The 21,961-nt window shown below is 66.3% G+C and carries 20 protein-coding genes; 7 read left to right on the top strand and 13 right to left on the bottom strand.

Annotation, left to right across the window (positions count from 1 at the left end; all coding sequences use genetic code 11):
- The 3 genes from ACVMB1_RS30565 to ACVMB1_RS30575 form a co-directional block, all read right to left on the bottom strand.
- The gene (locus ACVMB1_RS30565; protein WP_375166544.1) at window positions 1–948 is read right to left on the bottom strand and encodes a branched-chain amino acid ABC transporter permease; all 948 of its coding nucleotides are present in this window, start codon (window positions 946–948) and stop codon (window positions 1–3) included.
- Complete coding sequence (locus ACVMB1_RS30570) at window positions 945–1,862, bottom strand: branched-chain amino acid ABC transporter permease (protein ID WP_018269575.1); 918 nt, start codon at window positions 1,860–1,862, stop codon at window positions 945–947. Before ACVMB1_RS30570 ends, ACVMB1_RS30565 begins: the two co-directional genes overlap by 4 nt.
- Before the next feature lie 239 nt (window positions 1,863–2,101).
- On the bottom strand, window positions 2,102–3,274 hold the full coding sequence (locus ACVMB1_RS30575; protein WP_076831021.1) for an ABC transporter substrate-binding protein: 1,173 nt from the start codon (window positions 3,272–3,274) through the stop codon (window positions 2,102–2,104).
- Window positions 3,275–3,667: 393 nt separating this feature from the next.
- Between ACVMB1_RS30575 and ACVMB1_RS30580 the strand changes: the two genes are divergently transcribed.
- The gene (locus ACVMB1_RS30580; RefSeq protein WP_076831024.1) at window positions 3,668–4,216 is read left to right on the top strand and encodes a hypothetical protein; all 549 of its coding nucleotides are present in this window, start codon (window positions 3,668–3,670) and stop codon (window positions 4,214–4,216) included.
- Between the two features lie 252 nt (window positions 4,217–4,468).
- On the opposite strand, the gene ACVMB1_RS30585 is transcribed toward ACVMB1_RS30580, so the two are convergent.
- Window positions 4,469–5,365, bottom strand: coding sequence for a sigma-70 family RNA polymerase sigma factor (locus tag ACVMB1_RS30585; RefSeq protein ID WP_371852167.1), 897 nt, complete (start codon window positions 5,363–5,365; stop codon window positions 4,469–4,471).
- A gap of 35 nt (window positions 5,366–5,400) precedes the next feature.
- The gene (locus tag ACVMB1_RS30590) at window positions 5,401–5,709 is read right to left on the bottom strand and encodes a hypothetical protein (protein WP_076831026.1); all 309 of its coding nucleotides are present in this window, start codon (window positions 5,707–5,709) and stop codon (window positions 5,401–5,403) included.
- Window positions 5,710–5,902: 193 nt separating this feature from the next.
- On the opposite strand from ACVMB1_RS30590, the gene ACVMB1_RS30595 reads away from it, so the two are divergent.
- Both ACVMB1_RS30595 and ACVMB1_RS30600 read left to right on the top strand, forming a co-directional pair.
- Entirely contained in the window at window positions 5,903–7,309 is a 1,407-nt protein-coding gene (locus ACVMB1_RS30595; RefSeq protein ID WP_076831029.1) for an MFS transporter, read from the top strand.
- Between the two features lie 115 nt (window positions 7,310–7,424).
- A complete protein-coding gene (locus ACVMB1_RS30600; protein ID WP_076831032.1) occupies window positions 7,425–8,699 on the top strand; it encodes an NAD(P)/FAD-dependent oxidoreductase in 1,275 nt (424 codons plus the stop codon).
- A gap of 219 nt (window positions 8,700–8,918) precedes the next feature.
- Here ACVMB1_RS30600 and ACVMB1_RS30605 read toward each other — a convergent pair whose 3' ends face one another.
- On the bottom strand, window positions 8,919–9,869 hold the full coding sequence (locus ACVMB1_RS30605; RefSeq protein WP_141339776.1) for an AraC-like ligand-binding domain-containing protein: 951 nt from the start codon (window positions 9,867–9,869) through the stop codon (window positions 8,919–8,921).
- A 148-nt stretch (window positions 9,870–10,017) separates the two neighbouring features.
- Here ACVMB1_RS30605 and ACVMB1_RS30610 point away from each other — a divergent pair, with 148 nt between their 5' ends.
- Complete coding sequence (locus ACVMB1_RS30610; RefSeq protein ID WP_141339777.1) at window positions 10,018–10,677, top strand: isochorismatase family protein; 660 nt, start codon at window positions 10,018–10,020, stop codon at window positions 10,675–10,677.
- 199 nt (window positions 10,678–10,876) lie between these two features.
- On the opposite strand, the gene ACVMB1_RS30615 is transcribed toward ACVMB1_RS30610, so the two are convergent.
- Together ACVMB1_RS30615 and ACVMB1_RS30620 are read right to left on the bottom strand one after the other, a co-directional pair.
- The gene (locus ACVMB1_RS30615) at window positions 10,877–12,103 is read right to left on the bottom strand and encodes an ABC transporter substrate-binding protein (RefSeq protein WP_456849645.1); all 1,227 of its coding nucleotides are present in this window, start codon (window positions 12,101–12,103) and stop codon (window positions 10,877–10,879) included.
- A 53-nt stretch (window positions 12,104–12,156) separates the two neighbouring features.
- Window positions 12,157–13,359, bottom strand: coding sequence for a cytochrome P450 (locus ACVMB1_RS30620; protein WP_141339779.1), 1,203 nt, complete (start codon window positions 13,357–13,359; stop codon window positions 12,157–12,159).
- Between the two features lie 82 nt (window positions 13,360–13,441).
- Here ACVMB1_RS30620 and ACVMB1_RS30625 point away from each other — a divergent pair, with 82 nt between their 5' ends.
- Window positions 13,442–13,966, top strand: coding sequence for a MarR family winged helix-turn-helix transcriptional regulator (locus tag ACVMB1_RS30625; RefSeq protein WP_076831045.1), 525 nt, complete (start codon window positions 13,442–13,444; stop codon window positions 13,964–13,966).
- 438 nt (window positions 13,967–14,404) lie between these two features.
- On the opposite strand, the gene ACVMB1_RS30630 is transcribed toward ACVMB1_RS30625, so the two are convergent.
- Window positions 14,405–16,270 (bottom strand): feruloyl-CoA synthase, encoded by a 1,866-nt coding sequence (locus ACVMB1_RS30630; RefSeq protein WP_375166543.1) that lies wholly within the window; start codon window positions 16,268–16,270, stop codon window positions 14,405–14,407.
- Window positions 16,271–16,440: 170 nt separating this feature from the next.
- Here ACVMB1_RS30630 and ACVMB1_RS30635 point away from each other — a divergent pair, with 170 nt between their 5' ends.
- Both ACVMB1_RS30635 and atzF read left to right on the top strand, forming a co-directional pair.
- Window positions 16,441–16,971: a MarR family winged helix-turn-helix transcriptional regulator gene (locus ACVMB1_RS30635; protein WP_141339780.1), complete on the top strand. Its 531-nt coding sequence runs from the start codon at window positions 16,441–16,443 to the stop codon at window positions 16,969–16,971.
- A 195-nt stretch (window positions 16,972–17,166) separates the two neighbouring features.
- On the top strand, window positions 17,167–18,996 hold the full coding sequence (gene atzF / locus ACVMB1_RS30640; protein WP_076831050.1) for an allophanate hydrolase: 1,830 nt from the start codon (window positions 17,167–17,169) through the stop codon (window positions 18,994–18,996).
- 165 nt (window positions 18,997–19,161) lie between these two features.
- Here atzF and ACVMB1_RS30645 read toward each other — a convergent pair whose 3' ends face one another.
- From ACVMB1_RS30645 to ACVMB1_RS30660, 4 genes are read right to left on the bottom strand one after another with little or no spacing between them, the layout of a single operon-like run.
- Window positions 19,162–19,881 carry a GntR family transcriptional regulator gene (locus ACVMB1_RS30645; protein ID WP_057019483.1) on the bottom strand — a complete coding sequence of 240 codons (720 nt, stop codon included), beginning with the start codon at window positions 19,879–19,881 and terminating at the stop codon, window positions 19,162–19,164.
- Window positions 19,882–19,894: 13 nt separating this feature from the next.
- A complete protein-coding gene (gene hpxZ, locus ACVMB1_RS30650) occupies window positions 19,895–20,287 on the bottom strand; it encodes an oxalurate catabolism protein HpxZ (RefSeq protein ID WP_076831053.1) in 393 nt (130 codons plus the stop codon).
- A 1-nt stretch (window position 20,288) separates the two neighbouring features.
- Window positions 20,289–21,686 carry an AtzE family amidohydrolase gene (locus ACVMB1_RS30655; RefSeq protein WP_076831056.1) on the bottom strand — a complete coding sequence of 466 codons (1,398 nt, stop codon included), beginning with the start codon at window positions 21,684–21,686 and terminating at the stop codon, window positions 20,289–20,291.
- A gap of 7 nt (window positions 21,687–21,693) precedes the next feature.
- On the bottom strand, window positions 21,694–21,873 hold the full coding sequence (locus tag ACVMB1_RS30660; RefSeq protein ID WP_018269566.1) for a DUF4089 domain-containing protein: 180 nt from the start codon (window positions 21,871–21,873) through the stop codon (window positions 21,694–21,696).
- Between the last annotated feature and the right edge of the window lie 88 nt (window positions 21,874–21,961).

Here is a 21,961-nt window from a genome sequence, read left to right on the forward strand (position 1 = left end):
TCAGCCACGGCGCATCCTCCCGAGCAGGCCCATGATGCCGCCGCGCGCGAACAGCACGATCAGGAGCAGCACCGGACCGAGGATCAGCCCCGAATATTCGGTGAACTGCGACAGCAGCTCCTCGAGCAGGAGATAGACGATCGCGCCGATGACGGGACCGAACAGCGAGCCCATGCCGCCGAGGATCACCATCACCATGAGATCGCCGGAGCGGGTCCAGTACATCACGGCGGGGCTGACGAAATCGGTGTTGTTGGCAAGCAGCGCGCCGGCCAGGCCGCAGATCGTGCCTGATATCACGAAGCAGACCAGGCGGTAGCGATTGGCATGGAAGCCGATCGCCTGCATGCGCTGCTCGTTGGAGCGGACGCCCTGCACCACGAGGCCGAAGCGCGAATTGACGATGCGCCAGATCAGGTAGAGGCCGCCGAACAGGCAGGCCAGGCAGAGGTAATAGAACTGGTTGCGATCCGACAGGTTGATCAGGCCGGCGAAATCGCTGCGCTTGTAGACGGTGAGCCCGTCGTCGCCGCCGTAGCGCGACAGCGCGGAGGCGATGTAGTAGGCCATCTGCGCAAAGGCCAGCGTGATCATGATGAAGTAGACGCCGCGGGTGCGCAAACTGAGCGCGCCGATCAGCAGCGCAAACAGCGCCGAGACGGCGAGCGCCACCGGCCACTGGATGAAGCCGGAGCCGATGCCCTCGGCGGCGAGGATGCCGACGGCATAGCCGCCGATGCCGAGATAGGCGGCGTGGCCAAAGCTCATCATGCCGCCATAGCCCATGATCAGATTGAGGCTCGCGGCGGCGAGCGCGAAGATCACGATCCGGGTGAACAGCGTGAGGATGAAGATATTGCCCGTGACCGCCGAATAGAGCGGCAGCAGCATCAGGGCGGCGCACATCAGCGCCGCGACCGCATTGGAGACGTTGAGCTTTCGCATCATCGTTTGGCCGCCGGGAACAGCCCCTCGGGCCGCAGCACAAGGATGATGGCCATCAGGAGGTAGATCAGCATCGAGGACAGCGCCGGCGCCGCGGTGGACGCCGCCGCCCCGCTCAGCACCTTGCGCAGCAGGTCCGGCAGGAAGGCGCGGCCCATCGTGTCGATGATGCCGACGAAGATCGCGGCCATGAACGCGCCGCGGATCGAGCCGATGCCGCCGATCACGATGATGACGAAGGCCAGGATCAGGATGTTCTCGCCCATGCCGATCTGCACGGTGAGGATCGGTGCCTGCATCAGCCCGGCGAGGCCGGCGAGCGCCGCGCCAAGGCCGAACACCAGCGTGAACAGCAGCTTGATGTTGATGCCGAGCGCCCCGATCATCTCGCGGTTGGAGGCCCCGGCGCGGATCAGCATGCCGATGCGGGTACGCATCACGACGAGATAGAGCATTGCTGCGACCGCCAGCGCGACCACGATGATCATGAGGCGGTAGGCCGGATAGTAAACGCCGGGGATGATCTGCACCGGCACGGTGAGCCAGGCCGGCAGCGGCAGCGCGAGGCCCGCCGGGCCCCAGATCAGCCGGACGGCGTCGTTGAAGAACAGGATCAGACCGAACGTCGCCAGCACCTGGTCGAGATGGTCGCGGCCATAGAGATGCCTGAGCGCGACATATTCCAGCACGATGCCGAGCAGCAGCGTGGCGCCCAGCGCCATCAGCGCGCCGAGCACGAAGCTGCCGGTCCAGGCCACGAAGGTCGCCGCGAAATAGGCGCCCATCATGTAGAGCGAGCCGTGCGCCAGATTGACGAAGTCCATGATGCCGAACACCAGCGTCAGCCCGGCCGCCAGCAGGAACAGCAGGAGGCCGAATTGCAGGCCGTTCAGCAGTTGTTCGACGACGAGATACATGGATCCTTCATACCGGGCTGAAACAAAACAGCGGCAGCGCAAGCACGCCGCCGCATTGCACATTGCGGGTTCTCCCTCGCCCCGCTCTTGCGGGGAGAGGGGTTGGGGTGAGGGGCTCTTTCCGCAAACCGAATGCCGGTAAAGAGCCCCTCACCCAATCGCTTCGCGATTGACCTCTCCCCGCAAGAGCGGGGCGAGGTAAAGAGAAGCAAGCCGCGCGCCAAAAAGACGCCCGACAATCACTTCATCGGACACTTGTCGTGGAAGCGGTCCTGGTCGTCCTTGACGATGGTCGCGACCGTCTTCAGCGAGAGCTGGCCCTCGGCGTCCTTGACCACGTCCTGCAGATAGAAGTTCTGGATCGGAATGTGGTTGTTGCCGTACTTGAACGGACCGCGCACCGATTTGAAGTTCACCTTCTCCATCTCGGCCTTCATCGCGTCCTTCTTCGTCAGGTCGCCCTTCACCGCGACCACGGCGCTGTTGATGAGGTTGGCAGCGTCGTAGGACTGGGCGCCGTAGAAGGTCGGCCGCAGGCCGGGATACTTCTTGCGGTAGTCGGCGACGAACTTCTTGTTCTCCTCGTTGGGCAGGTCGTTGACCCATTGCTGCGCGCCGGGAACGCCGAGCGCATTGTCCTTCTGCAACGGCAGCGACAATTCGTCGATGGTGAAGGCGGTGTAGAGCGGAATCTGCTGCTTGATACCGGCCTGCGCATACTGGTTCAGGAACTGCACGCCGGCCGCGCCCGGATAGAACACGAAGATCGACTCGGCCTTGGAGTTCTTCGCCTTGGTGAGCTCGGCGGAGAAGTCGAGCTGGCTCGGCCACACCGTATATTCCTCGCCGACGACCTGGCCCTTGAACGTGCTCTTGACGCCGGCCAGCATGTCCTTGCCCGCGGCGTAGTTCGGGCCGATCAGGAACACCGACTTGACGCCCTTCTGGTTCATGTAGGTGCCTACCGCTTGCGGGGTCTGGTCGTTCTGCCAGGAGGTCGAGAACACGTAAGGCGAGCACAGTTCGCCGGCGAGCTGCGACGGACCGGCATTGGCCGAGATCAGGAAGGTCTTGGAATCGACCGCGGTCTTCAGCGACGCCAGCAGCACGTTCGACCAGATGTAGCCGACGATGAAGTCGACCTTGTCGGACTGCACCAGCTTCTCGGTCTTCTGCTTGCCGACATCCGGCTTCTGCTGGTCGTCCTCGTAGATCACCTCGACCGGCTTGCCGTCGATCTTGCGGCCGAGATGGTCGAGCGCGAGCTCGAAGGAATTGCGCATGTCGTTGCCGATCACGGCGGTCGGACCGCTGAAGGTCGAGACGAAGCCGATCTTGACGCTGTCAGCCGCCATCGCGGGCTGCGCCAGCGCCACAGCCATGGCGCCTGCCAGCCAAAATGCCTTTTTCATATTCACTCCCCTCCTCAACCAAAGATCCCACCAGGCTCGATCACGAGGGCCCGGGGGGTCACGCTTTGCGCGCGTCGTTCTGTGACGTATTTTGTGCGCGATATCGCAAGTCTGCAGCAAGCATGAACCGACGGCGCTGACTTAGAACCTTCGGCGCATACCCCAGCACCTTGCATCATAATTCGTCTAAATCGACCATGGCAAGAAATATAATGCCGGTTGCGTGGGCAACGATTGTCGCAGGCACCGGCCTTCCGCAACGACCCACGCCCGCACTGCAGCAGGCTTTAACGATCCGGTAAAGCACCCGGAAACCACAGGCCGGCAAGCGCCTGCGGGCTTCATGGTCCGGAAAGCATCCCTGGCCGACGCTGCCGCAAAGGGGTGCGTCACATGCTGAATTACATCTTCGGCTTCAATGCCCGGATGGGCCGACTGGCTTTCTTCTTCTGCACCTTCGTGGTGGGCCTCGGCTTTATGATGCTGGTCTACGGCGTCACCGGCAACGCACCGGCGAGCGGCAGTATGGACGTGCTGCTGGCACAGGCATCGAGCAACCCCGTGCTGGTCATTGCCTTCTACGGCATGCTCGTCATCTGCTTCATGCTGCAATCGATGCGGGTGCGCGACATGGGCTGGGATCCGGTCTGCGTGATGGCGGCATGGATCGCCCTCCTCGTGCTCGACAGGGCGATTGCCGGACGATTTCCCGAATATGCGCTGACCTATCAGCACACCGAAACGGTGGTCGGCGCCGCCGTCAATGGCGCAATGAACATCGTCCTGCTGGTCTGGCGGAGCGGCGGCTATTACGAAGAAGCCCCGCCATCGCCGCGCGAGACCGGCGGCGATGGCCCGTTCGAAAGACGCAGTACGCCGGCCACAGGCGGCAGCCGCGTCGCGCGGATCGCCAACGGCGAATTCGGCGGAAAGACGCGGTAGCGGCTCCCTCCCTATTGTCGTCCCTGCCTAGTGCGCAATTGCGCACGGGAGCAGGGACCCATAACCACAGGCTTAGATTGTTGAAGAGGGTTGGGGCCTCAGCGATCCAAGACGATTCCCATTGGTGGTTATGGGTCCCGGATCGCGCGGAGCCTGTCATCGGGCGGCGCTTCGCGCCGACCCGTTGGCTTGTCCGGGACGACGCGGAGTTTGCCGCGCGATCACTGAGCCAAAGGCTGGGGCGAAAGCCGATCACCCCTTGTCCACCGCCCATTCGGCGCCGTCGATCGCATAGGACGCGTGGCGGAAATCCCTGATCGTCGCAACCTTGTCGGCCGACCAGTCGAGCAGCATGAACGATCGCGGCGGCGCGTCCAGAGCGGTCGGATCGAACACCAAGATCGCGGGGCGTCCCTCGACCTGTCCGGTCACCAGGTGCCAGTCGTCGATCTTCGAATAATTGCCGAAGTAGCGCGACACCTCGGCCTTGCCGTTCAGCCGCGTGCGGTTGACGAGCTCGAGCCTGATGTCATCGGCGATCATGGCGCGGATGGCGTCGAAGTCGCGGGCGTTGAAATGGCTGACATAGGCGTTGAGCCTGACGCGATCGGCCGGCGACAGGCCGGGCCGCGGCGCGTCGTCCGGCTCGCTGGCAAACTCGCGCAGCTGCGTGCGTCCACGGTGCAGCGCGGCCTTCACCGCGGGCAGGCTGAAATCCATGATGCCGCAGATCTCCTGCAGCGAGCAGCCGAGCACGTCCATCAGGATCACGCTGGAACGCTGCGCCACCGGCAAGCGCATGAAGGTGCGCAGGCTGGTCGCGGCGATCTCGCGGCGGCCCAAATCATCGAGCTCTCCGGCCATCATGTCCACCTCCTCCGGCGCGTGGAGCGCTTCCTGGCGGTTGCGCCGCCTGAGGAAATCGAGCGCGGTGTTGTGCGCGATCCGGAACAGCCAGGCTTGCGGATTCTGGATCGGCGCGGCGGACCCGAAGGCTTCCACCGCCTTGATCAGCGCGTCCTGCAGCACATCCTCGCCGTCGATGACGGATCCGACCATGCGGGCGCAGTAGCGATGCAGCCTCGGCCGCATCGCCGCCAACAGCGTGTCGACGTCGGTCGCGGCCGGCGCTTGGTGTGGTGACATCATGATGGCTCCGCCAGATCGGTGCACTGCCCGCCGGTTCACGGCTCATCCAGCATACGATAATTCCCGACAATCACCGCACAGCGAACCAGCGGCGGCTCGGCGCAACGATCGCGGATGCCGTCCTGGAACGCCTGGAACGCGGCCAGTTTCGGGATCGGGCTCGAACCGTCCTCGGCCGTGGTCTCGACCATGTGGATGAAGGTATCGTCCTCCAGCCGCAGGGTCAGATAGCGCACGCCGTCGGGCCTCGCCGCCTTCAGCTCGGCGAACACGGCCGACACCAGCGCGGCATTCTTCTCCGCCATCTCCGGCTTCGCCTTGTACCTGATCAGGGTCCGTCTCATCGCGGCCTCCTTGGCCTGGTTCTGCGGCCCGAACCGGCCGCGTCAGACCCAAGGACGTTTGCGAACCGCCAAAGGATGCGGTCCGGCAAAAATAAATTCAAAAATAGTTCTTCGCCGCATCCTTTGCCCGTTCCGGTTCGTCCTTGCCGGCGAAGCGCGCCGCAACCTCGCGGCGCAGCAACGGAGAACGACCATGCAGACCCCTCGAGAGCGCGCCGAACAGCGCTGGGTGCTCGGCCTCACCGCGCTGGCATCCTTCATGATGGCGCTCGACGCCATGATCATGACCACGGCCTTCGCCACCATCCGCGCCGATTTCGGAAGCGCCGTGGAGACGCTGCAATGGACCGTCAATGCCTTCAACCTGACCTTCGCGGTGCTGCTCCTGACCGGCGCGGCGCTCGGCGACCGTTTCGGGCGGCGCAGGATGTTCGCGGCCGGGATCGGCCTGTTCGTCGTGGCGTCCGCGGCCTGCGCGCTGGCCGGCAACGCCGCGGCCCTGATCGCCGCCCGCGCCTTACAGGGCGCGGGCGCGGCACTGGTGATGCCGCTGGCGATGGCGATCCTGAGCGGCGCGTTCGGCCGGGAGGAGCGCGCCCGCGCGCTCGGCATTTTCAGCGGCATCACCGGATGCGCGCTGATCATAGGTCCCGCGATCGGCGGCTTCATCACCGAGCATCTCGGCTGGCGCTGGATTTTCTGGATCAACTTACCGGTCGGCCTGATCGCGATCGCCCTTGTGATCACGCGCCTGCGCGAAAGTTTTGGGCCGACGGCGCCGCTCGACATCACCGGCCTCACGCTGGTCGCGCTCGCGGCGCTGGCGCTGGTCTGGGGCCTGCTGCGCGGCAACGGCGTCGGCTGGGCCAGCGCGGAAGTGACGGGCGCGCTGATCGCCGGCGTCGCGCTGGCGGCGCTGTTCGTGCTGTGGGAGCTGCGTGCCACAAGCCCGATGGTGCCGATGCGGCTGTTCGCGGCACGGCCGTTTGCGTCAGGCATGGCCGCAAGCGTGCTGTTCTACGCCGCGATGTATGGCGTGCTGTTCCTGCTGCCGCAGTTCCTGCAGATCGCGCTCGGCTTCGACGCCTTCGGCGCCGGGCTGCGCTTGCTGCCGTGGACGGCGACGCTGTTCGTCACCGCGCCGATCGCCGGCGCCGCGGTCAACCGGTTCGGCGAGCGCACGCTGGTCGTCACCGGCCTCCTGATGCAGGCGATCGGGCTCGGATGGATCAGCGAGATCGTGAGCCCCACAGTGCATTATTCGGCGCTGGTCGCGCCGCTGGTGCTCGCCGGCGTCGGCGTGTCGATGGCGATGCCGGCCGCGCAGAACGCGGTGCTGGGTGCGGTCGCCGTCAGCGAGATGGGCAAGGCGTCGGGCGTCTTCAACATGGGCCGCTTCCTCGGCGGCATGTTCGGTATCGCGGCGTTGGTGGCGAGCTTCTCCGCCAATGGCGCAGACGATTCATCCGGTCATTTCGCAAACGGATTCGCGTCGGCGATGAGCCTTGCCGCAACGCTGTCATTCGCCGGCGCGGTCGCGGGACTGTTCCTGCCGATGCGGCGGCGGGCCGTGGCCGCGGCCGCGCCGCAGGACGCGTGAAGCTTGCGGCGATTGGGTTTTGCTATCGGGCGATCAGGCATTTCGTGTTGGAATGGGGCTGCGAATGAATACATAATCAAACGACGAAGCCGTTCGAAACCGGGAGCGACATCAGATGACGCAAGCGCCGGCCAAACCTCATCGCGTGGTGATCGTCGGCGCCGGCTTCGGCGGCCTGGAAGCCGCTTTCGGTCTCAGAGGGGCGCCGGTCGAGATCACGCTGATCGACCGTCGCAACCACCATTTGTTCCAGCCGCTGCTCTATCAGGTCGCGACCGCTTCGCTTGCCACCAGCGAGATCGCCTGGCCGATCCGCTATCTCTTGCGCGACCGGCCCGAGGTGACGACGCTGTTCGCCAATGTCTGCGGCATCGACGCCGCGGCGAAGCGGGTAGCGCTCGACGACGGCGGCAGCATTCCCTACGACACGCTGGTCCTCGCCACCGGCGCCCGCCACGCCTATTTCGGCCATGACGAATGGGAGCCGTTCGCGCCCGGCCTGAAGACGCTGGAGGACGCGACGACGCTGCGGCGGCGCATCCTGGTCGCCTTCGAGCGCGCCGAGCGCGAGACCGATCCGGACAAGCGCGCGGCGCTGCTGACCTTCGTCATCATCGGCGCCGGCCCGACCGGCGTCGAGATGGCCGGCACCATCGCCGACCTCGCCAAGGACACGCTGCCGCAAGACTTCCGTCACATCGACACGCGCAAGGCGCGCGTGGTGCTGATCGAGGCCGGCCCGCGCGTGCTGGCCGGCTTCCCCGACGATCTCTCGGCTTACGCGCAGGCGTCGCTGGAAAAACTCGGCGTCGAGGTGATGCTGGGCGAGCCGGTCACCGAATGCTCGGCCGACGGCGTGGTGTTCGGCGGCAAGAGGCTGGAGGCGCGCACCATCGTCTGGGCCGCCGGCGTGCGCGCCTCGCGCGCCGCCGAATGGCTGAACGCGCCGGCCGATCGCGCCCATCGGCTGCAGGTCGAGCCGGATCTCACCGTGCCCGGCCATCCCGATGTCTTCGCCGTCGGCGACACCGTCACGATCAAGGATCCCGACGGCAATCCGGTGCCCGGCATCGCGCCGGCCGCCAAGCAGGAGGGACGCTATGTCGCCGCGCAGATCAAGGCCCGGCTCGACGGCAAGACGCTGCCGCCGTTCCGCTACAAGCATGCCGGCAGCCTCGCCCAGATCGGCAAGAAGAAAGCGGTGATCGATTTCGGCTGGCTCAAGCTGCGCGGCTCGCTGGCATGGTGGATTTGGGGCCTCGCCCACATCTACTTCCTGATCGGCGTGCGGCATCGGATTGCGGTGGCGATGAACTGGCTCTGGATCCACACCCGCGACCAGCGCGCCGCGCGGCTGATCACGCAAGGCAGCAGCAAGGTCGCGCAGTAGGTGGCTCGGCACTGCGCTATCCTGTTATCCATCATCCCCGCGCAAAGGCTCCGCCTTTGTCGCTGGAGGAGCGCGGCACGCGCGTCTCGAACGATCGACGGCCCCGCTAGTGGCCGTACATCCTTCGAAGCTCGCCCAGCGCCGCAATTGCGCCGCAAGGCTCGCACCTCAGGATGACGGATAACAATCTGTCTTAGCCTCTCAGCGCTGTACGCATTCTCACCCCATCACCTGGTGCGGCGAGCGGCCGAACGCGGCCTTGAAGGCGCGGCTGAAATGCGAGACGTCGCTGAAGCCGAAGCTCAGCGCGACATCGGTGACATGGCTGAAGCGCCGCTCCGCCAGCGCCTGATAGGCGGCGGCGAGGCGCTGCTGCCACAGCCATCGGATCGGGGTCGTGCCTTCGCGCGCAAACAGGCGATTGAGCGTGCGCGGCGCCATGTTCTGCGCGGTGGCGATCGCATCGAGATCGAGCCCGGGATCGTCGAGATTGGCCAGCATGTAGGCCTTGACCCGCGCCAGCCTTTCGTCGCCGCGCTGCGGCCCTTCGTCCGTCAGCTCGGTCTGCAGCGTGGTTGCGAAAATATCGAGCGCCGCCGCGCCAAGCCGTGTCGCCGCAGGTCCGGCCGCGTCGTCGAGCCGCGTCAGCCGGCGGATCAGCGATCCCGCCAGCGCTCCCACTTTCGACGCGTTGCCGACCCGCCGCGCCGTCAGGCGCTGCGCATCCGGCAGGCGTGCGAGCAGCAGCGGCCGCGGAATCGACACCATGATCGCGCGCGCGCTCGGGGCGAATTCGAGCGTGAACGGCTGCGCCTGGTCATGCAGCATCAGATCGCCCCGGCGCATGCGCACGTCGCGGCCGCCCTGGGCAAAGCTGACCTCGCCGCGCAGCGTGAGCCACAGCATGAAATAGTCGCGCGGATCCCTGCGGACGTCGCTCGCACTGCGCATCACCCGGATGCGGTCGGCGGCCGGCGTCGACGACCAGATGTCGTTGATGGCCAGCGGGCCGAGATGGCGGATCGAGATCGATGCCTGGAACGCCTCGTCGGCGACGCGGCGGCATTCGGTCAGCGAGAATTCGCGGCAGGTGACGTGATGCCAGCGGTCGAAACTGTCACCCGGCGCGACAAGCGTTTGCGCGACGACTGTGTGATCTGGGGTCTGCATCGGACCTTGCTCCCGCCCAACCCGGCAGCGGGACATTCTGCGTCCAGCCCTCCCTTCTGGCAAGCAGAGACCAGCGACTGGCCGGCGCAGCCAAGAACGATCGCGGGAACCGGCGTAGAAATTGTCTCTCACCAGGAGGAGACACCACATGGGCTACCAATGCGAAACCATCGATCCGGCGCGAACCGTCATGATCGTCGTCGACATGCAGAACGATTTCGTGGCCGAGGGCGCCAAGCTGCGTTCGGCGCAGGCCGCCGCCATGGTGCCGCGGCTGGCGCAGACCCTGAAGGCCTGCCGGGACAAGGGCATCCGCGTCATCTACACCGCGCATGTGCATCGCCGCGACGGCAGCGACATGGGGCTCTATGACGATCTCTATTCGCCGATCGCCGACCGGTCGTCGCTGGTCGACGGCAGCGAGGGCGTCGAGATCTTCAACGACCTCGCCCCCGCCCCCGGCGAGCACGTCATCAAGAAGCACCGCTACAGCGCGTTCTTCGCCACCGATCTCGATCTCATCCTGCGTGAATGGGGCATCACCACGGTGATCATCTCGGGGACCACGACCGAGAACTGCTGCCACGCCACCGCGCGCGACGCCATGTTCCACAATTACAAGGTCGTCTTCCTGTCGGACGCGACCGGCACGTTCGACTATCCCGATGTCGGCCAGGGCGCGCTGTCCGCCGACGAAGTACACCGCGCCACGCTGACGATCCTCGCATTCTCAACGGCACATGTGATGACGGCGGCCGAGATGCTGGCGCGGGTGAAGGCTGGTGACGGAGCGGCGAAGGCTGCGTAGTGAGTCGCCAACAGCGCGCCACAAACTTAGTCTGCCTCTCCCCTTGTGGGAGAGGCCGGATCGCATGAAGCGAAGCGCAATGCGATCCGGGTGAGGGGTTGCGGTCTCTCCGGCCCGTGCGCCGTGTGCAGAGATACCCCTCACCCCAGCCCTCTCCCACAAGGGGAGAGGGAGCGCAGCAGCATTCGCGGCGAAGAGCTCACTTCACCAGTGAGCAGCCGCCATCGGCCAGCGCGCGGAACGCCTGGTCGGCCGGGATGGTCGCGATCAGCTTGTAATAGTCGTAGGGGTACTTCGACTCCTCGGGCTTCTTCACCTCGAACAGATACATCGGGTGGATGACGCGGCCGTCCTGGCGGATCGTGGTGTCGCCGAACAGTTTGTCCTTGCCCTTGAAGGTCTTCATCTGCGGCACCACCGCCTTGGCGTCGTCGCTGCCGGTGGCGGCAACCGCGTTGAGGTAGGCGAGCGTCGAGGCGTAGACGCCGGCTTGGTTGCCGCTCGGCATCTTGCCGTTCATGCCGGGACGGGCGGCGAAGCGCTTTGCGAACGCGCGGGTGTCGTCGTTCATGTCCCAGTAGAAGGCTTCCAGCAACTGCAGGCCCTGCGCGACCTTCAGGCCCATGCCGTGGATGTCGTTCACGAACAGCAGGAACGCCACCATGGTCTGGCCGCCCTGCTGGATGCCGAACTCGGCCGCCTGCTTCACCGCATTGATGGTGTCGCCGCCGGCATTGGCGAGCCCGATCACTTTTGCTTTCGAGCTCTGCGCCTGCAGCAGGAAAGACGCGAAGTCCGACGTGCCGAGCGGATGCTTGCTCGAGCCCAAAACCTTGCCGCCGTGCTTCTCGATGTAGTTCGTCGCCTCGGCCTCAATGCCTTTGCCGAGCGCATAATCGACGGTCACGAAATACCAGTCCTTGCCGCCGCGCTGCATCATCGCGGCCGCGGTGGTGTTGCCGGTGGCCCAGGCGTCGTTGACCCATTGAATGGTGTTCGGCGAGCAGGCCTTGCCGGTGAGATCGGAGCTTGCGGTCGACGACGCCAGGAACGTCATCCGGCTATCGCGCAGGATGGTGTTGATGGCGAGCCCGACCGCCGAGTTCGGCACGTCGACGATGGCGTCGACGCCTTCGACATCGAGCCATTTGCGCGCGATCGCAGAGCCCACGTCGGCCTTGTTCTGGTGATCGGCATAGACGATCTCGACCTTGATGCCCTTGCCGCCGCCGCCAAAATCTTCCGCGGCCATGCGCGCGGCTTCCACCGAACCCATGCCGTTGGTGTCCTGGAAGATGCCCGAAATGTCATTGAGCACGCCGACGCGGACCACGTCGCCGGAAATCTCCGCGCGTGCGCTGCCCGCGGCGCAGGCCAGTGCCAGCGCAAGTCCAATCCTAAATCGCCCAACCCCGAAGCCCCTCATCGTCTCCCTCCCATGTTTCCTCAATCGACCTTTTGCTGGTCTTGAGCGTCTCGTCAGGCCGGCGTGATCTCGACCGGCAGGCTGCTGAGCCCGCGCAGCGTGTTGTTGAAAAGGCGCTTCGGCTCGCCGGTGATGTCGATCCTGGCGACACGACGCGCCAGCGCCGCCAGCATCACCTCCCCTTCGAGGCGAGCGACGAGCTGGCCGACACACATATGGATGCCCGAACCGTAGCCGACGTGGCCCGACGTACGACGGGTGATGTCATAGCTATCGGGCGCTTCCCAGCGGCGCGGATCACGATTGGCCGCTGCCAGGAACATCAGCACTTTCTCGCCTTCAGGAATGCTGGCTCCACTGAGCTCGACGTCGCGCGTCGTGGTGCGGAAGAAAGTCTGGACCGGACTTTCGAACCGCACGGCTTCCTCGAAGGCGTTGCGCGCCAGCGTCGGATCGGCGCGCAGCTTCTGGAACTGGTCGGGGAAGCGGGCGAGGCAGTAAACGGCGGCGCCGATGCCGTTGACGGTGGTGTCGAGACCGGCCGACAGCAACGAGCGCACCAGCAGCGGCGCCTCGGTCGCGGTAATGGCGCCGCTATCGACATGGGCGTGAATGCAGGCGCCGATGCCGCCCGGGGTGAGATTGTCGCGCTGGCATTGCTCGGCAACATAGGCCTGATGCGGCGCCGAGCGCTCGATCGCCTCCTTGCGGAGCTCGTTCGGCGGGCCGAAGGCATTGAACACCAGACTGGCGTAGGGCAGCAGATGCTCGCGGCCCTCCGGCCTCAGGCCGAGTGCATCCGGGAAGATCGACAACGGATAGGCTTCCGCAAGGTCCGCGATCGCGTCGAACCTGCGCTTCTCCAGCAGCGCATCGAGGCGGGCCTCCGCGGCGGCGGCAAATTGCCCGCGAAGCTGCTTCATCACGGTCGCCGACAACACCGTGCTCAGCACGGCTCGGGTCCGGGTATGGGCGGGCGGGTCGGCCTCCAGGATCAGGCTCGCCGGCCGCCACGGCTTCTCCTTGGAAAAGTCGCTGAGGCCGACGCCGCGGCTGGAGCAGAAGGTCGCGGGGTCGTTCAGCACCGCATGGACCTCGGCGTAGCGCGCCACGCCATAGACATTCCACTTGTCGAGATAGACCACCGGCCCGGCCTCGCGCAGCCGCTCATGGGTCGGGAATGGATCGGCGAAGAACTCGAGCGCGAACGGATCGACGTCGAGATGCGGGACGGACGCAGCTTCTGTTGCAGTCATCGGGACCTCCCGAGGTTTGATCTTGTCAACACGGGCCGCATATCTATTGCTCCCGGACAGTTTCGCAGCGATGATTTGAGAGATGAGCAGCCAGCCCCTCCCCCGAAAGCCCCGCCGGCCGAGACCGGCCGATCCCGCAGACGCCAGTGACGGCCCGCTGCTGGACCTTGATCGCTATGTGCCGGCGTTCATCACCTTCATCGGCAACAAGCTGTCGAACAGCGCCACCGCGTTTTACCAGAAGAATTTCGGCGTCAACGTCACTGAGTGGCGGATCATCTCGCAGCTGGCGATCGAGCCGGGGATTCCCGCTTCCCGGATCTGCCAAGTGATCGGCTTCGACAAGGGGCCGGTCAGCCGCAACCTCGCGGCATTGCAGAAGCGCGGCCTGCTGACCATCCGCACCGCTCCGGACGACGGCCGCACCCATTCGATCACGCTGACCGCGCGCGGCCGCGCCGTCCATGACAAGGTCATCGTCGCGGCGCTGGAGCGCGAGCGGCGGCTGCTGGCGTGCCTGAAGAAGGACGAGCGCGAGGTGCTGATCGAGCTGCTGCGCCGGCTGCACGAGAATCTCGGCGCCGTCACCGGGCAAAGCACGACCTGACGGCACAGCCGGGCCATGGGCGGCGCCCGGCACCCCCGCGGTCTTCGCCCGATCTTCCATGCGTGCCGTTGGCGCCGTGCTGCGCAACATTCTCCTCCCAAACGCGTGGCCGTTGACCGGCCCTGTCCCTATGGGTTCGGAAACTCGCACAGCTTAGTTGCTATGGCAACTAAAAAGGCAACCGCGTGCAGCGCGGCAAGTGGAAGCAGCGGGGACTTGGCGGGTTGGACAGCTGAAACTTGGATGATCCGTGCCACAAACGCGGTGTCGTCCCGGCCTCCGAGCCGTGACCCATAACCACAAAATGCTGATTATCGCATGTCGGCGGAACGACGAACTTTGTTCACAATTTCGGCCGCGGAGTATGGGTGCCTGCTTCCGCAGGGACGACGGCAGTGTACGCGGCGCGCTGCTGGCGCGTCAGATGCACAAATCGCCTCACACGCCCGCGCAGGCGATCGCCTCACCCGACCCGTCGTCCTCCAATACCGCCACTGCTGCGGCGCGGCGCGTCAGCACGGCGCGCTGATTGATGTAGCCCTTGTCGGTGATCTCCCCGCCGTCGACCGAGGCGGACTCGGCCAGCAGCAGCGCGCGGGTGGCATGGCCGGAGGAATGGCCGCCTTGCGCCTTCAGCGTCGCCAGCCCCCGCCCAACCGCAGCACGGACCGCCGGATGACCGATCACCTCCCGCGCATCGGCGCTCTCGGGCAGCCCTGCCAGCGAACGGCAGGCGGCGAGGTTCGGAAACACCAGGAAGCGCACCTCGTCGCGGCCATGGCCTGTGACGACGATGTCCTGCGCGAGCGGCGCCAGCGCCGCGATGCCGGCGACGCGCAAGGTGCCGACGCTGACCCAGGTGCCGGAATTGAGCTTGAAATCCTCCGCCACGCGGCCGTCGAAGAACAGGCCGAGATCGGGCCGTGCGGGATCGGCGAAGGTGACGGCGTCGCCGATCTTGTAAAAACCCTCGGCATCGAAGGCCTCAGCGGTGAGCTCGGGCGCCTTCCAGTAGCCCGGCGTGACGTTGGGCCCGCGCACGCGCACCTCGAGCTTGTCGCCCGACGGCACCAGCTTGAGCTCGGTGCCGGGGATCGGCACGCCGATATTGCCGGAGCGTTTGGCCAGGAAGTGGCAATCGGTCGCCAGCGGCGAGGTCTCGGTCGAACCCCAGGCCGACACCATCGGCAGCCGGCGACCGACCGTCCGCAGCGACAAGTCCTCCAGCGCGTCCCACAGATTCTGCGGCAGCGCCGCGCCGGCATAGAAGGCGAATTTGGTGCCCTCGAAGAATTTTCTGCGCAGTTCGTCGTCGGTGCGCAGCGCCGCGATCAGCATGTCGAAGCCGCGCGGCACGTTGAAATAGACCGTCGGCACCACGCTGCGCAGGTTGGCCAGCGAGGTCGCGAACAGCCCGGGCGCCGGCTTGCCGCCGTCGATATAGAGCGTGCCGCCGTTGCGCAGCACCAGGTTGAAGTTGTGGTTGGCGCCGAAGGTGTGGCTCCACGGCAGCCAGTCCAGGATCACCAGTTCCTCGCCCGCTTGCTCCAGGAACGTCCAGGTCTGCGCCTTGGCTTGCTGGCTCGAGGTCAGCATGCGCTGGGTGTTGATCACGGCCTTCGGCGTGCCCGTCGAGCCCGAGGTGAACAGGAATTTTGCGATCGTGTCAGCCGTCACCGCCGCGAACGCCTTGGCGACCCCGGGCGCTTCCGGCGTGGCAGCGACGGTACGGAACGACAATGCGTCGGCGTCGTCCGGATTGCCGCTGACGATGGTTGCGCGATGCAGCGGCTTGATTGCGGCAAGCGCCGCCGCGAACGGCCTTGTGCTTGCGACGTAGATCGCGCCGGGGTCGAGCAGCTCGATCATGCTCTTCAGCTTGTCGAAGTCTTTCGACATCAAGGAATAGGCCGGCGAGATCGCGGCCGAGGGCACGCCGACATGCTGCGCAGCGAGCGCGAACAACGCGTGATCGATGCCGTTGTCGGAGAGGATGACGAGCGGACGTTCCGTGCTCAGCCCTTGCGCTAGCACCCACGATGCGGCCCGCCGCACGATGCCGAGCGCGTCGCGATAGCTGACGGTGCTCCAGGGCGCATCGGCATTGGCGCGCTCGCCGAGAAAGATGCGATCCGGCGCCTGCTGCGCCCAATGCTCCAGCCAGTCGCCGACGCAGCGGGCGCCTTGCTTCAGCGGCGTGGTGGAGCGGACCAGGATGCTGCCGTCGTCGCGGCGATCCGCAACGATCGCGGGCGTCGCGAACAGGCTGCTCGGATTGTCTCCGCTGGCGGCGGCCATCGTCATGGTTTCCTCCTCGCCCAAGTCTTGTCACCCGTGTCTTATCGGGATCGCGCCGCAACATGGTGCGGCGCCGCGGTCCCGGCCGGGCTCTTTGGTCATAATGTTGCGGACATCAATTGTTGTCGTCAACAACAATCTTTCCATCCCAGCTTGGGCGCGCTAGCCTTGCGGTCATGGCGAGCCAGCAAAAGACATCGCGCAAGGCGGCAGGAACGGCAGCGGCAATCCGCCGCCCCCGATCGCACGGAGCAAATGGCGCGGCGCCCAACGGCGAGGCCGGCGACGACATCGGCCTCGACGCGCTGGTCGGTCACGCCGGCTATGCGGTGCGCCGCTTCCAGCTCTGGATCTTTCAGGACTTCATCAAGACGCTGGCGACGGTCGATATCCGCCCAACCCAGTATTCGGTGATGACCGTGATCGGGGCCAATCCAGGCCTCAGTCAGATGGCGGTGGCAAAGCGGCTCGGGATCGAGCGCGCGCGGCTGGTGCATCTGCTCGACAGCCTGGAAGACCGCGACTTCGTCAGCCGCGTCCCCTCCGCGACAGACCGCCGCTCCCATGCGCTGCATCTGACCGCGCGCGGCAAGACCGCGCTGGCGCAGTTCAAGCGGCTCGCCGCCGAGCATGAGCGGCATGTGGCCGAGAAGATCGGCAAGGAAAACCGCGAGCATTTGTTGCGCATCCTCGCCTCCTTCACCTGACCTTTCGACCGAGATTTCGGCTTGACCGGATTTGCCTTTAAATTGGGCAGATACTCTCTCATACCGGCCTACGTCCGTTCCCGACGAGCATTTCAAGCAACTGATATTGTGCAATAATCCGCCGCGCGACGGACGCGGGCGAATTGTACACAATGGCACATTGCTTGCTTCGACCAGGCTGCAATTCCCTTGCGGATGGCATCCGACGCCTCCCGCTCACGAGATGAGGCCAAGCACGTGACTGAAACTGTCGCCGCGATCGTCGCCGCGCACCGCGCCGGGACCATGACGCCGGCCCAAACCGTGGCGCGCAGCTACCAGCGCATCCGCGAGCACAACGATCCCGCCATCTTCATCAGCCTGCGCGACGAGAAGGATGCGCTTGCCGAGGCCGAGCGGCTCGCCGATCCGACGTTGCCGCTTTACGGCGTGCCGGTCGCGGTGAAGGACAATATCGACGTCGCGGGCCTGCCGACCACCGCCGCCTGCCCGGCGTTCTCCTATCTGCCTGAGCAGGATTCCACCGTGGTCGCGAAACTGCGCGCGGCCGGCGCCGTCATCATCGGCAAGACCAATCTCGACCAGTTCGCCACCGGCCTGGTCGGCGTGCGCTCGCCGTACGGCATTCCCAGGAACCCGGTGCGCGGCGATCTGGTGCCGGGCGGGTCGAGTTCGGGCTCCGCGGTCGCGGTCTCCGCGGGCCTGGTGCCGCTGTCGCTCGGCACCGACACCGCGGGCAGCGGCCGCGTGCCGGCGATGCTCAACAACATCGTCGGGCTCAAGCCGAGCCTCGGGCTGATCTCGACCACCGGCGTCGTGCCGGCCTGCCGCACGCTCGACTGCGTCTCGATCTTCTCGCTCACCGCCGACGACGCGCTGGCCGCGCTCGCCGTCATGTCCGGGCCCGATCAGTCCGATCCGTATTCGCGCGACCGGGCGCTGGCCCCGCTGGCGAGCTTTCCGGCCAAGCTGAAGCTCGGCATTCCCCAAACCGGCCAGTTGAAATTCTTCGGCGATCGCGAGGCCGAGGAGGCCTATGGCGAGGCGTGCAAGCGCTGGCAGGCGCTTGGCGCCAACCTCGTCGAGTTCGACCTCGCGCCGTTCTACGAGACCGCGCGGCTGCTCTATGAGGGCCCGTGGGTGGCGGAACGCTATCTCGTGATCCGCGACCTGCTGGCGTCGTCGCCCGAGGCGGTCCATCCGGTGACGCGCGAGATCACCGTCGGCGGATCGCGTCCAACTGCCGCCGATACTTTTTCTGCGCTGTACCGCCTCGAGGCGCTGCGCCGCGTCGCCGAGCGCAGCCTTGCGCAACTCGATGCGATCGTGCTGCCGACCGCCCCGACCGTCTATTCCACCGCCGATGTGCTCGCCAATCCGATCGAGCTGAACTCGCGGCTCGGCACCTACACCAATTTCGTCAACCTGCTCGATATGTGCGGCCTGGCGCTGCCGGCAGCGATGCGGCCCGACGGCGCGCCGTTCGGCATCACGCTGCTCGCGCGCGCCGGCCGCGACGCCGAGCTTGCCGGCATCGGCCGCGTGTTTCACGCCGACACCGGACTTACACTCGGCGCCAATTCACTTCCGCAGCCGCCGCTCACCGCCGCGCCGACGCAGGCCGGCTCCGACGACATCACCATCGCGGTGGTCGGTGCGCATCTCTCCGGCATGGCGCTGAACCACGAGCTGACGACGCTCGATGCGCGCCTGCTGGAAGAGGCGGTCACCGCACCGGACTACAGGCTCTACGCGCTCGACACCACGCCGCCGAAGCCCGGCATGCTGCGCATCGAGGCCGGTGCCGGCGCAGCGATCAAGCTCGAACTGTGGGCGATGTCACCGGCAGCATTCGGAACGTTCGTCGCCGCGATCCCGCCGCCGCTGTCGATCGGCACGATCAGGCTCGCCGACGGACGGCAGGCCAAGGGCTTCATCGTCGAGCCCGCCGCGATCCAGGGCGCGAAGGACATTTCCGCCTATGGCGGCTGGCGCGCATTCATGGCGGAGAGGGCGAAAGCCTAGCCGCAGCGGAAGTGCGCTCCCTCGCCCCGCTCTCGCGGGGAGAGGGTGGGGGTGAGGGGCATCTCTCCGCGCGGAGGACTATCGAGAGACCTGTACCCCCTCACCCGGATTGCGTCTGCGATGCAATCCGACCTCGCCCCGCAAGCGGGGCGAGGTAAGGAGAAGCTACACCGACACCGCGTAGGTCTCGTACTCCCCGCGCACCTGCTCGATATGGGCGCGCATCGCCGCGGCGGCGCCTGTCTTGTCGCCGCGCATGATGGCGACGACGACGCGGTCGTGCTCGGCGTGGGATTTTGCCAGACGGCCGAGGTTGCGGAACTGGGCGCGGCGGAACGGCTGCACGCGCACCCGCGTCGCCAAAGTGATCTCGGCGATGTAGGCGTTCTGCGACCCGGCATAGATCGCGTTGTGGAAGCGCTCATTGACCTCATGGAAGCGCTCGGGATTGCCGGTGTAGCTCAGCACCCGCAACTCCTCGTGGATCGCTTCCAGTGCGTGGCGCTCCGCCGCCGTCATCCGCTCGGCGGCGAGGCCGGCACAGATCGCCTCCAGCTCGGCCATCGCCTCGAACATGCCGGTGAGCCGTTCAAGCGAGGGCCGCGCCACCACGGCGCCGCGATGCGCTCGGGCATCGATCAGGCCGCTGGCGGCAAGCTGCCGCAGCGCTTCGCGCACCGGGGTGCGCGAGACGTTGAAGCGCCGCGCAAGGTCGGTTTCATCGAGCCCGGCCCCCGGCGGCAGCGTGCCACGCACGATCTCGTCGGCGAGTTGCAGCCGCAGCTCTTCGGCACGGGTGACCTTGTCGACCAGCGACGACGGCCGATCGATGCGGCGCACCGTCATCTCGGATTCTGCGCCCTGCGGCAGATCTTCCAGGCTCATCCTCAAGCGCCCTTCAAGCACCTTTGGGTTCGTCGATGACGCTGACATGGGCGGCGACGATTCTCCAGCCCTCGGGGAAGCGAATCCACGTCTGCATCTGCCGCCCCACTCTACCCGGCGCGCTGTCCCGGTAGAACAGCGTCGAGGCGATCGCGGTGTCGCGGCCATAGGTCGTGATCACGGTCCGCTCGAGCTTGCGCATCAGCCCGACCGGCGAGCGCCCGGCGCGAAACGCCATGATCTCGGCATAGCCATAAAGGTTCTCGCCGATACCGTAACGCAGCGTGCGGCGGTCGTCGCGGAACAGCTCGTCGAGCACCGCGACGTCGTTCGAGACCAGCGCCTTCTCATATCGCTGGAACTGCGCGGTGACCTCAGCGACGACGTCGGGAATATCGATTTCCATATCAGAGTCCTCTCGGCGCCGGCGCGGCCGCAACGCCCATCTGTTCCAGCGCATAGGCGACCCGTAGCGCGCCGTCCTCGCGCCAGGGCGCCGCGATGATCTGCACGCCGATCGGCAGCGGCTCAAGCGGCACCGGCACGGCGACCACCGGCAGACCGATGAAGGAGATCGGCTGGGTGTGGATGCCGATATTGGCGCGCACCGGAAGCTCGACGCCGTCGAGCGTGAAACTGGCCTGACCGATCTTCGGCGCGGTGCACGGCGTCGCCGGCGCCAGGATCACGTCGACCGACTGGAACAGCTCCATCACCTTCGCGCGATACCAGCGGCGGAATTTCTGCGCCTTGTCGACATAGACCGCCGGGATCATCGCGCCCGCAATGAGACGGTCGCGCACCGCCGGATCGAAATCGTTGGGACGCTTGCGCAGGCGATCGAGATGCAGCGCGGCACCCTCGGTCGTGGTGATGATGTAGGCCGCGGCGCGAGCGCGCGCAGCTTCGGGAAGCTCCACGATCCGCGCGGCACCGAGCGCCTTCGCGACACGCGCGACCGCCTCTGCCGCCTCCGGAAACAGATTCTGCTGGAAATAGCCGCCGGCGATCGCAACCCGCAGCCCGCCAATATCATTGGCAAGCAACGGCACGGTCGGCTCGACCGACTGCACAATGCAGGCCGGATCATCGGCATCAGGCCCCTGCATGGCGTCGTAGGCGAGCGCGAGGTCCTTCACGCTGCGCGCTAGCGGGCCGAGATGATCGAGGCTGGCGACGAACGGATAGGACCGCGCGCGCGACAGCCGGCCGTAGGTCGGCTTCAAACCGAACGTGCCGCAGAATGACGACGGCACGCGGATCGAGCCGTTGGTATCGGAGCCGAGCGCGATCGGCACCAGCGCGCCGCCGACGGCGCTGCCCGAGCCGCCGGAGGAGCCGCCGGTCATCCGCGCCGGATCATGCGGATTGCGCGACGGGCCGTCATGCACATTCTCGCCGGTGAAGTCGTAGGCGTATTCGCCCATGTTGAGCGCGCCGACCAGCACCGCACCGGCCGCCTCCATCCGCTCGATCAGCGTCGCATCGCGCGGCGACGGCGGCAGGTCGCGGTTGATCTTCGAGCCGGCGCGGGTCGGAAGGCCCTGCACATCGAACAGGTTCTTGACCGCGAACGGCACGCCGGCGAGCGGGCCGACCGGTTGACCGGCGGCGATCGCGGCATCGACCGCGCTGGCCCTGGCGCGCGCGCGATCGGCGGTGACGTCGGTGAAGGCATTGAGGACCTTGTCATGCGCGGCGATCCGCGCCAGCGCAGCCTCGGTCGCGGCAAGAGCCGTGATCTTGCGGTTTGAGACGGCCTGCGCGATCTCGGCGGCCGACATGGGAACGGGAGTTTCGGACATCGGGGTCTCAGGTCGAATAGACGGCGGCCGACACGACGTCGTCCGGCAGCGGGAAGTCATCGACCAGCCGCGCCAGTCGCAGCGAGACGTCGAGATTGGCGCGCACCGCCGGACGCCAGGCGTCCTCCAGCGGCAACGCCATCGCGCGGGCGACGGCGTTCATATAGTCGTCGAGATGATCGGTCATTTCGCTCCCAATAACGATTTTGCGCATGATCTCCGCGCAAACGCGTTCCGCGTTTGTCGCGAGGAAAACCGGTCCCCACTTTTCCGGA

Source organism: Bradyrhizobium sp. USDA 4504 (assembly GCF_054063995.1).

Coding starts and splice junctions, on each gene's coding strand:
- ACVMB1_RS30585 (WP_371852167.1), bottom strand. CDS start 5,365: ATGATGTCACCACACCAAGCGCCGGCCGCGACCGACGTCGACACGCTG.
- ACVMB1_RS30565 (WP_375166544.1), bottom strand. CDS start 948: ATGATGCGAAAGCTCAACGTCTCCAATGCGGTCGCGGCGCTGATGTGC.
- ACVMB1_RS30630 (WP_375166543.1), bottom strand. CDS start 16,270: ATGACGATGGCCGCCGCCAGCGGAGACAATCCGAGCAGCCTGTTCGCG.
- ACVMB1_RS30575 (WP_076831021.1), bottom strand. CDS start 3,274: ATGAAAAAGGCATTTTGGCTGGCAGGCGCCATGGCTGTGGCGCTGGCG.
- ACVMB1_RS30600 (WP_076831032.1), top strand. CDS start 7,425: ATGACGCAAGCGCCGGCCAAACCTCATCGCGTGGTGATCGTCGGCGCC.
- ACVMB1_RS30615 (WP_456849645.1), bottom strand. CDS start 12,103: ATGAGGGGCTTCGGGGTTGGGCGATTTAGGATTGGACTTGCGCTGGCA.
- ACVMB1_RS30635 (WP_141339780.1), top strand. CDS start 16,441: ATGGCGAGCCAGCAAAAGACATCGCGCAAGGCGGCAGGAACGGCAGCG.
- ACVMB1_RS30570 (WP_018269575.1), bottom strand. CDS start 1,862: ATGTATCTCGTCGTCGAACAACTGCTGAACGGCCTGCAATTCGGCCTC.
- ACVMB1_RS30660 (WP_018269566.1), bottom strand. CDS start 21,873: ATGACCGATCATCTCGACGACTATATGAACGCCGTCGCCCGCGCGATG.
- ACVMB1_RS30645 (WP_057019483.1), bottom strand. CDS start 19,881: ATGAGCCTGGAAGATCTGCCGCAGGGCGCAGAATCCGAGATGACGGTG.
- ACVMB1_RS30655 (WP_076831056.1), bottom strand. CDS start 21,686: ATGTCCGAAACTCCCGTTCCCATGTCGGCCGCCGAGATCGCGCAGGCC.
- hpxZ (WP_076831053.1), bottom strand. CDS start 20,287: ATGGAAATCGATATTCCCGACGTCGTCGCTGAGGTCACCGCGCAGTTC.
- ACVMB1_RS30610 (WP_141339777.1), top strand. CDS start 10,018: ATGGGCTACCAATGCGAAACCATCGATCCGGCGCGAACCGTCATGATC.
- ACVMB1_RS30605 (WP_141339776.1), bottom strand. CDS start 9,869: ATGCAGACCCCAGATCACACAGTCGTCGCGCAAACGCTTGTCGCGCCG.
- atzF (WP_076831050.1), top strand. CDS start 17,167: ATGGCATCCGACGCCTCCCGCTCACGAGATGAGGCCAAGCACGTGACT.
- ACVMB1_RS30595 (WP_076831029.1), top strand. CDS start 5,903: ATGCAGACCCCTCGAGAGCGCGCCGAACAGCGCTGGGTGCTCGGCCTC.
- ACVMB1_RS30620 (WP_141339779.1), bottom strand. CDS start 13,359: ATGACTGCAACAGAAGCTGCGTCCGTCCCGCATCTCGACGTCGATCCG.
- ACVMB1_RS30580 (WP_076831024.1), top strand. CDS start 3,668: ATGCTGAATTACATCTTCGGCTTCAATGCCCGGATGGGCCGACTGGCT.
- ACVMB1_RS30625 (WP_076831045.1), top strand. CDS start 13,442: ATGAGCAGCCAGCCCCTCCCCCGAAAGCCCCGCCGGCCGAGACCGGCC.
- ACVMB1_RS30590 (WP_076831026.1), bottom strand. CDS start 5,709: ATGAGACGGACCCTGATCAGGTACAAGGCGAAGCCGGAGATGGCGGAG.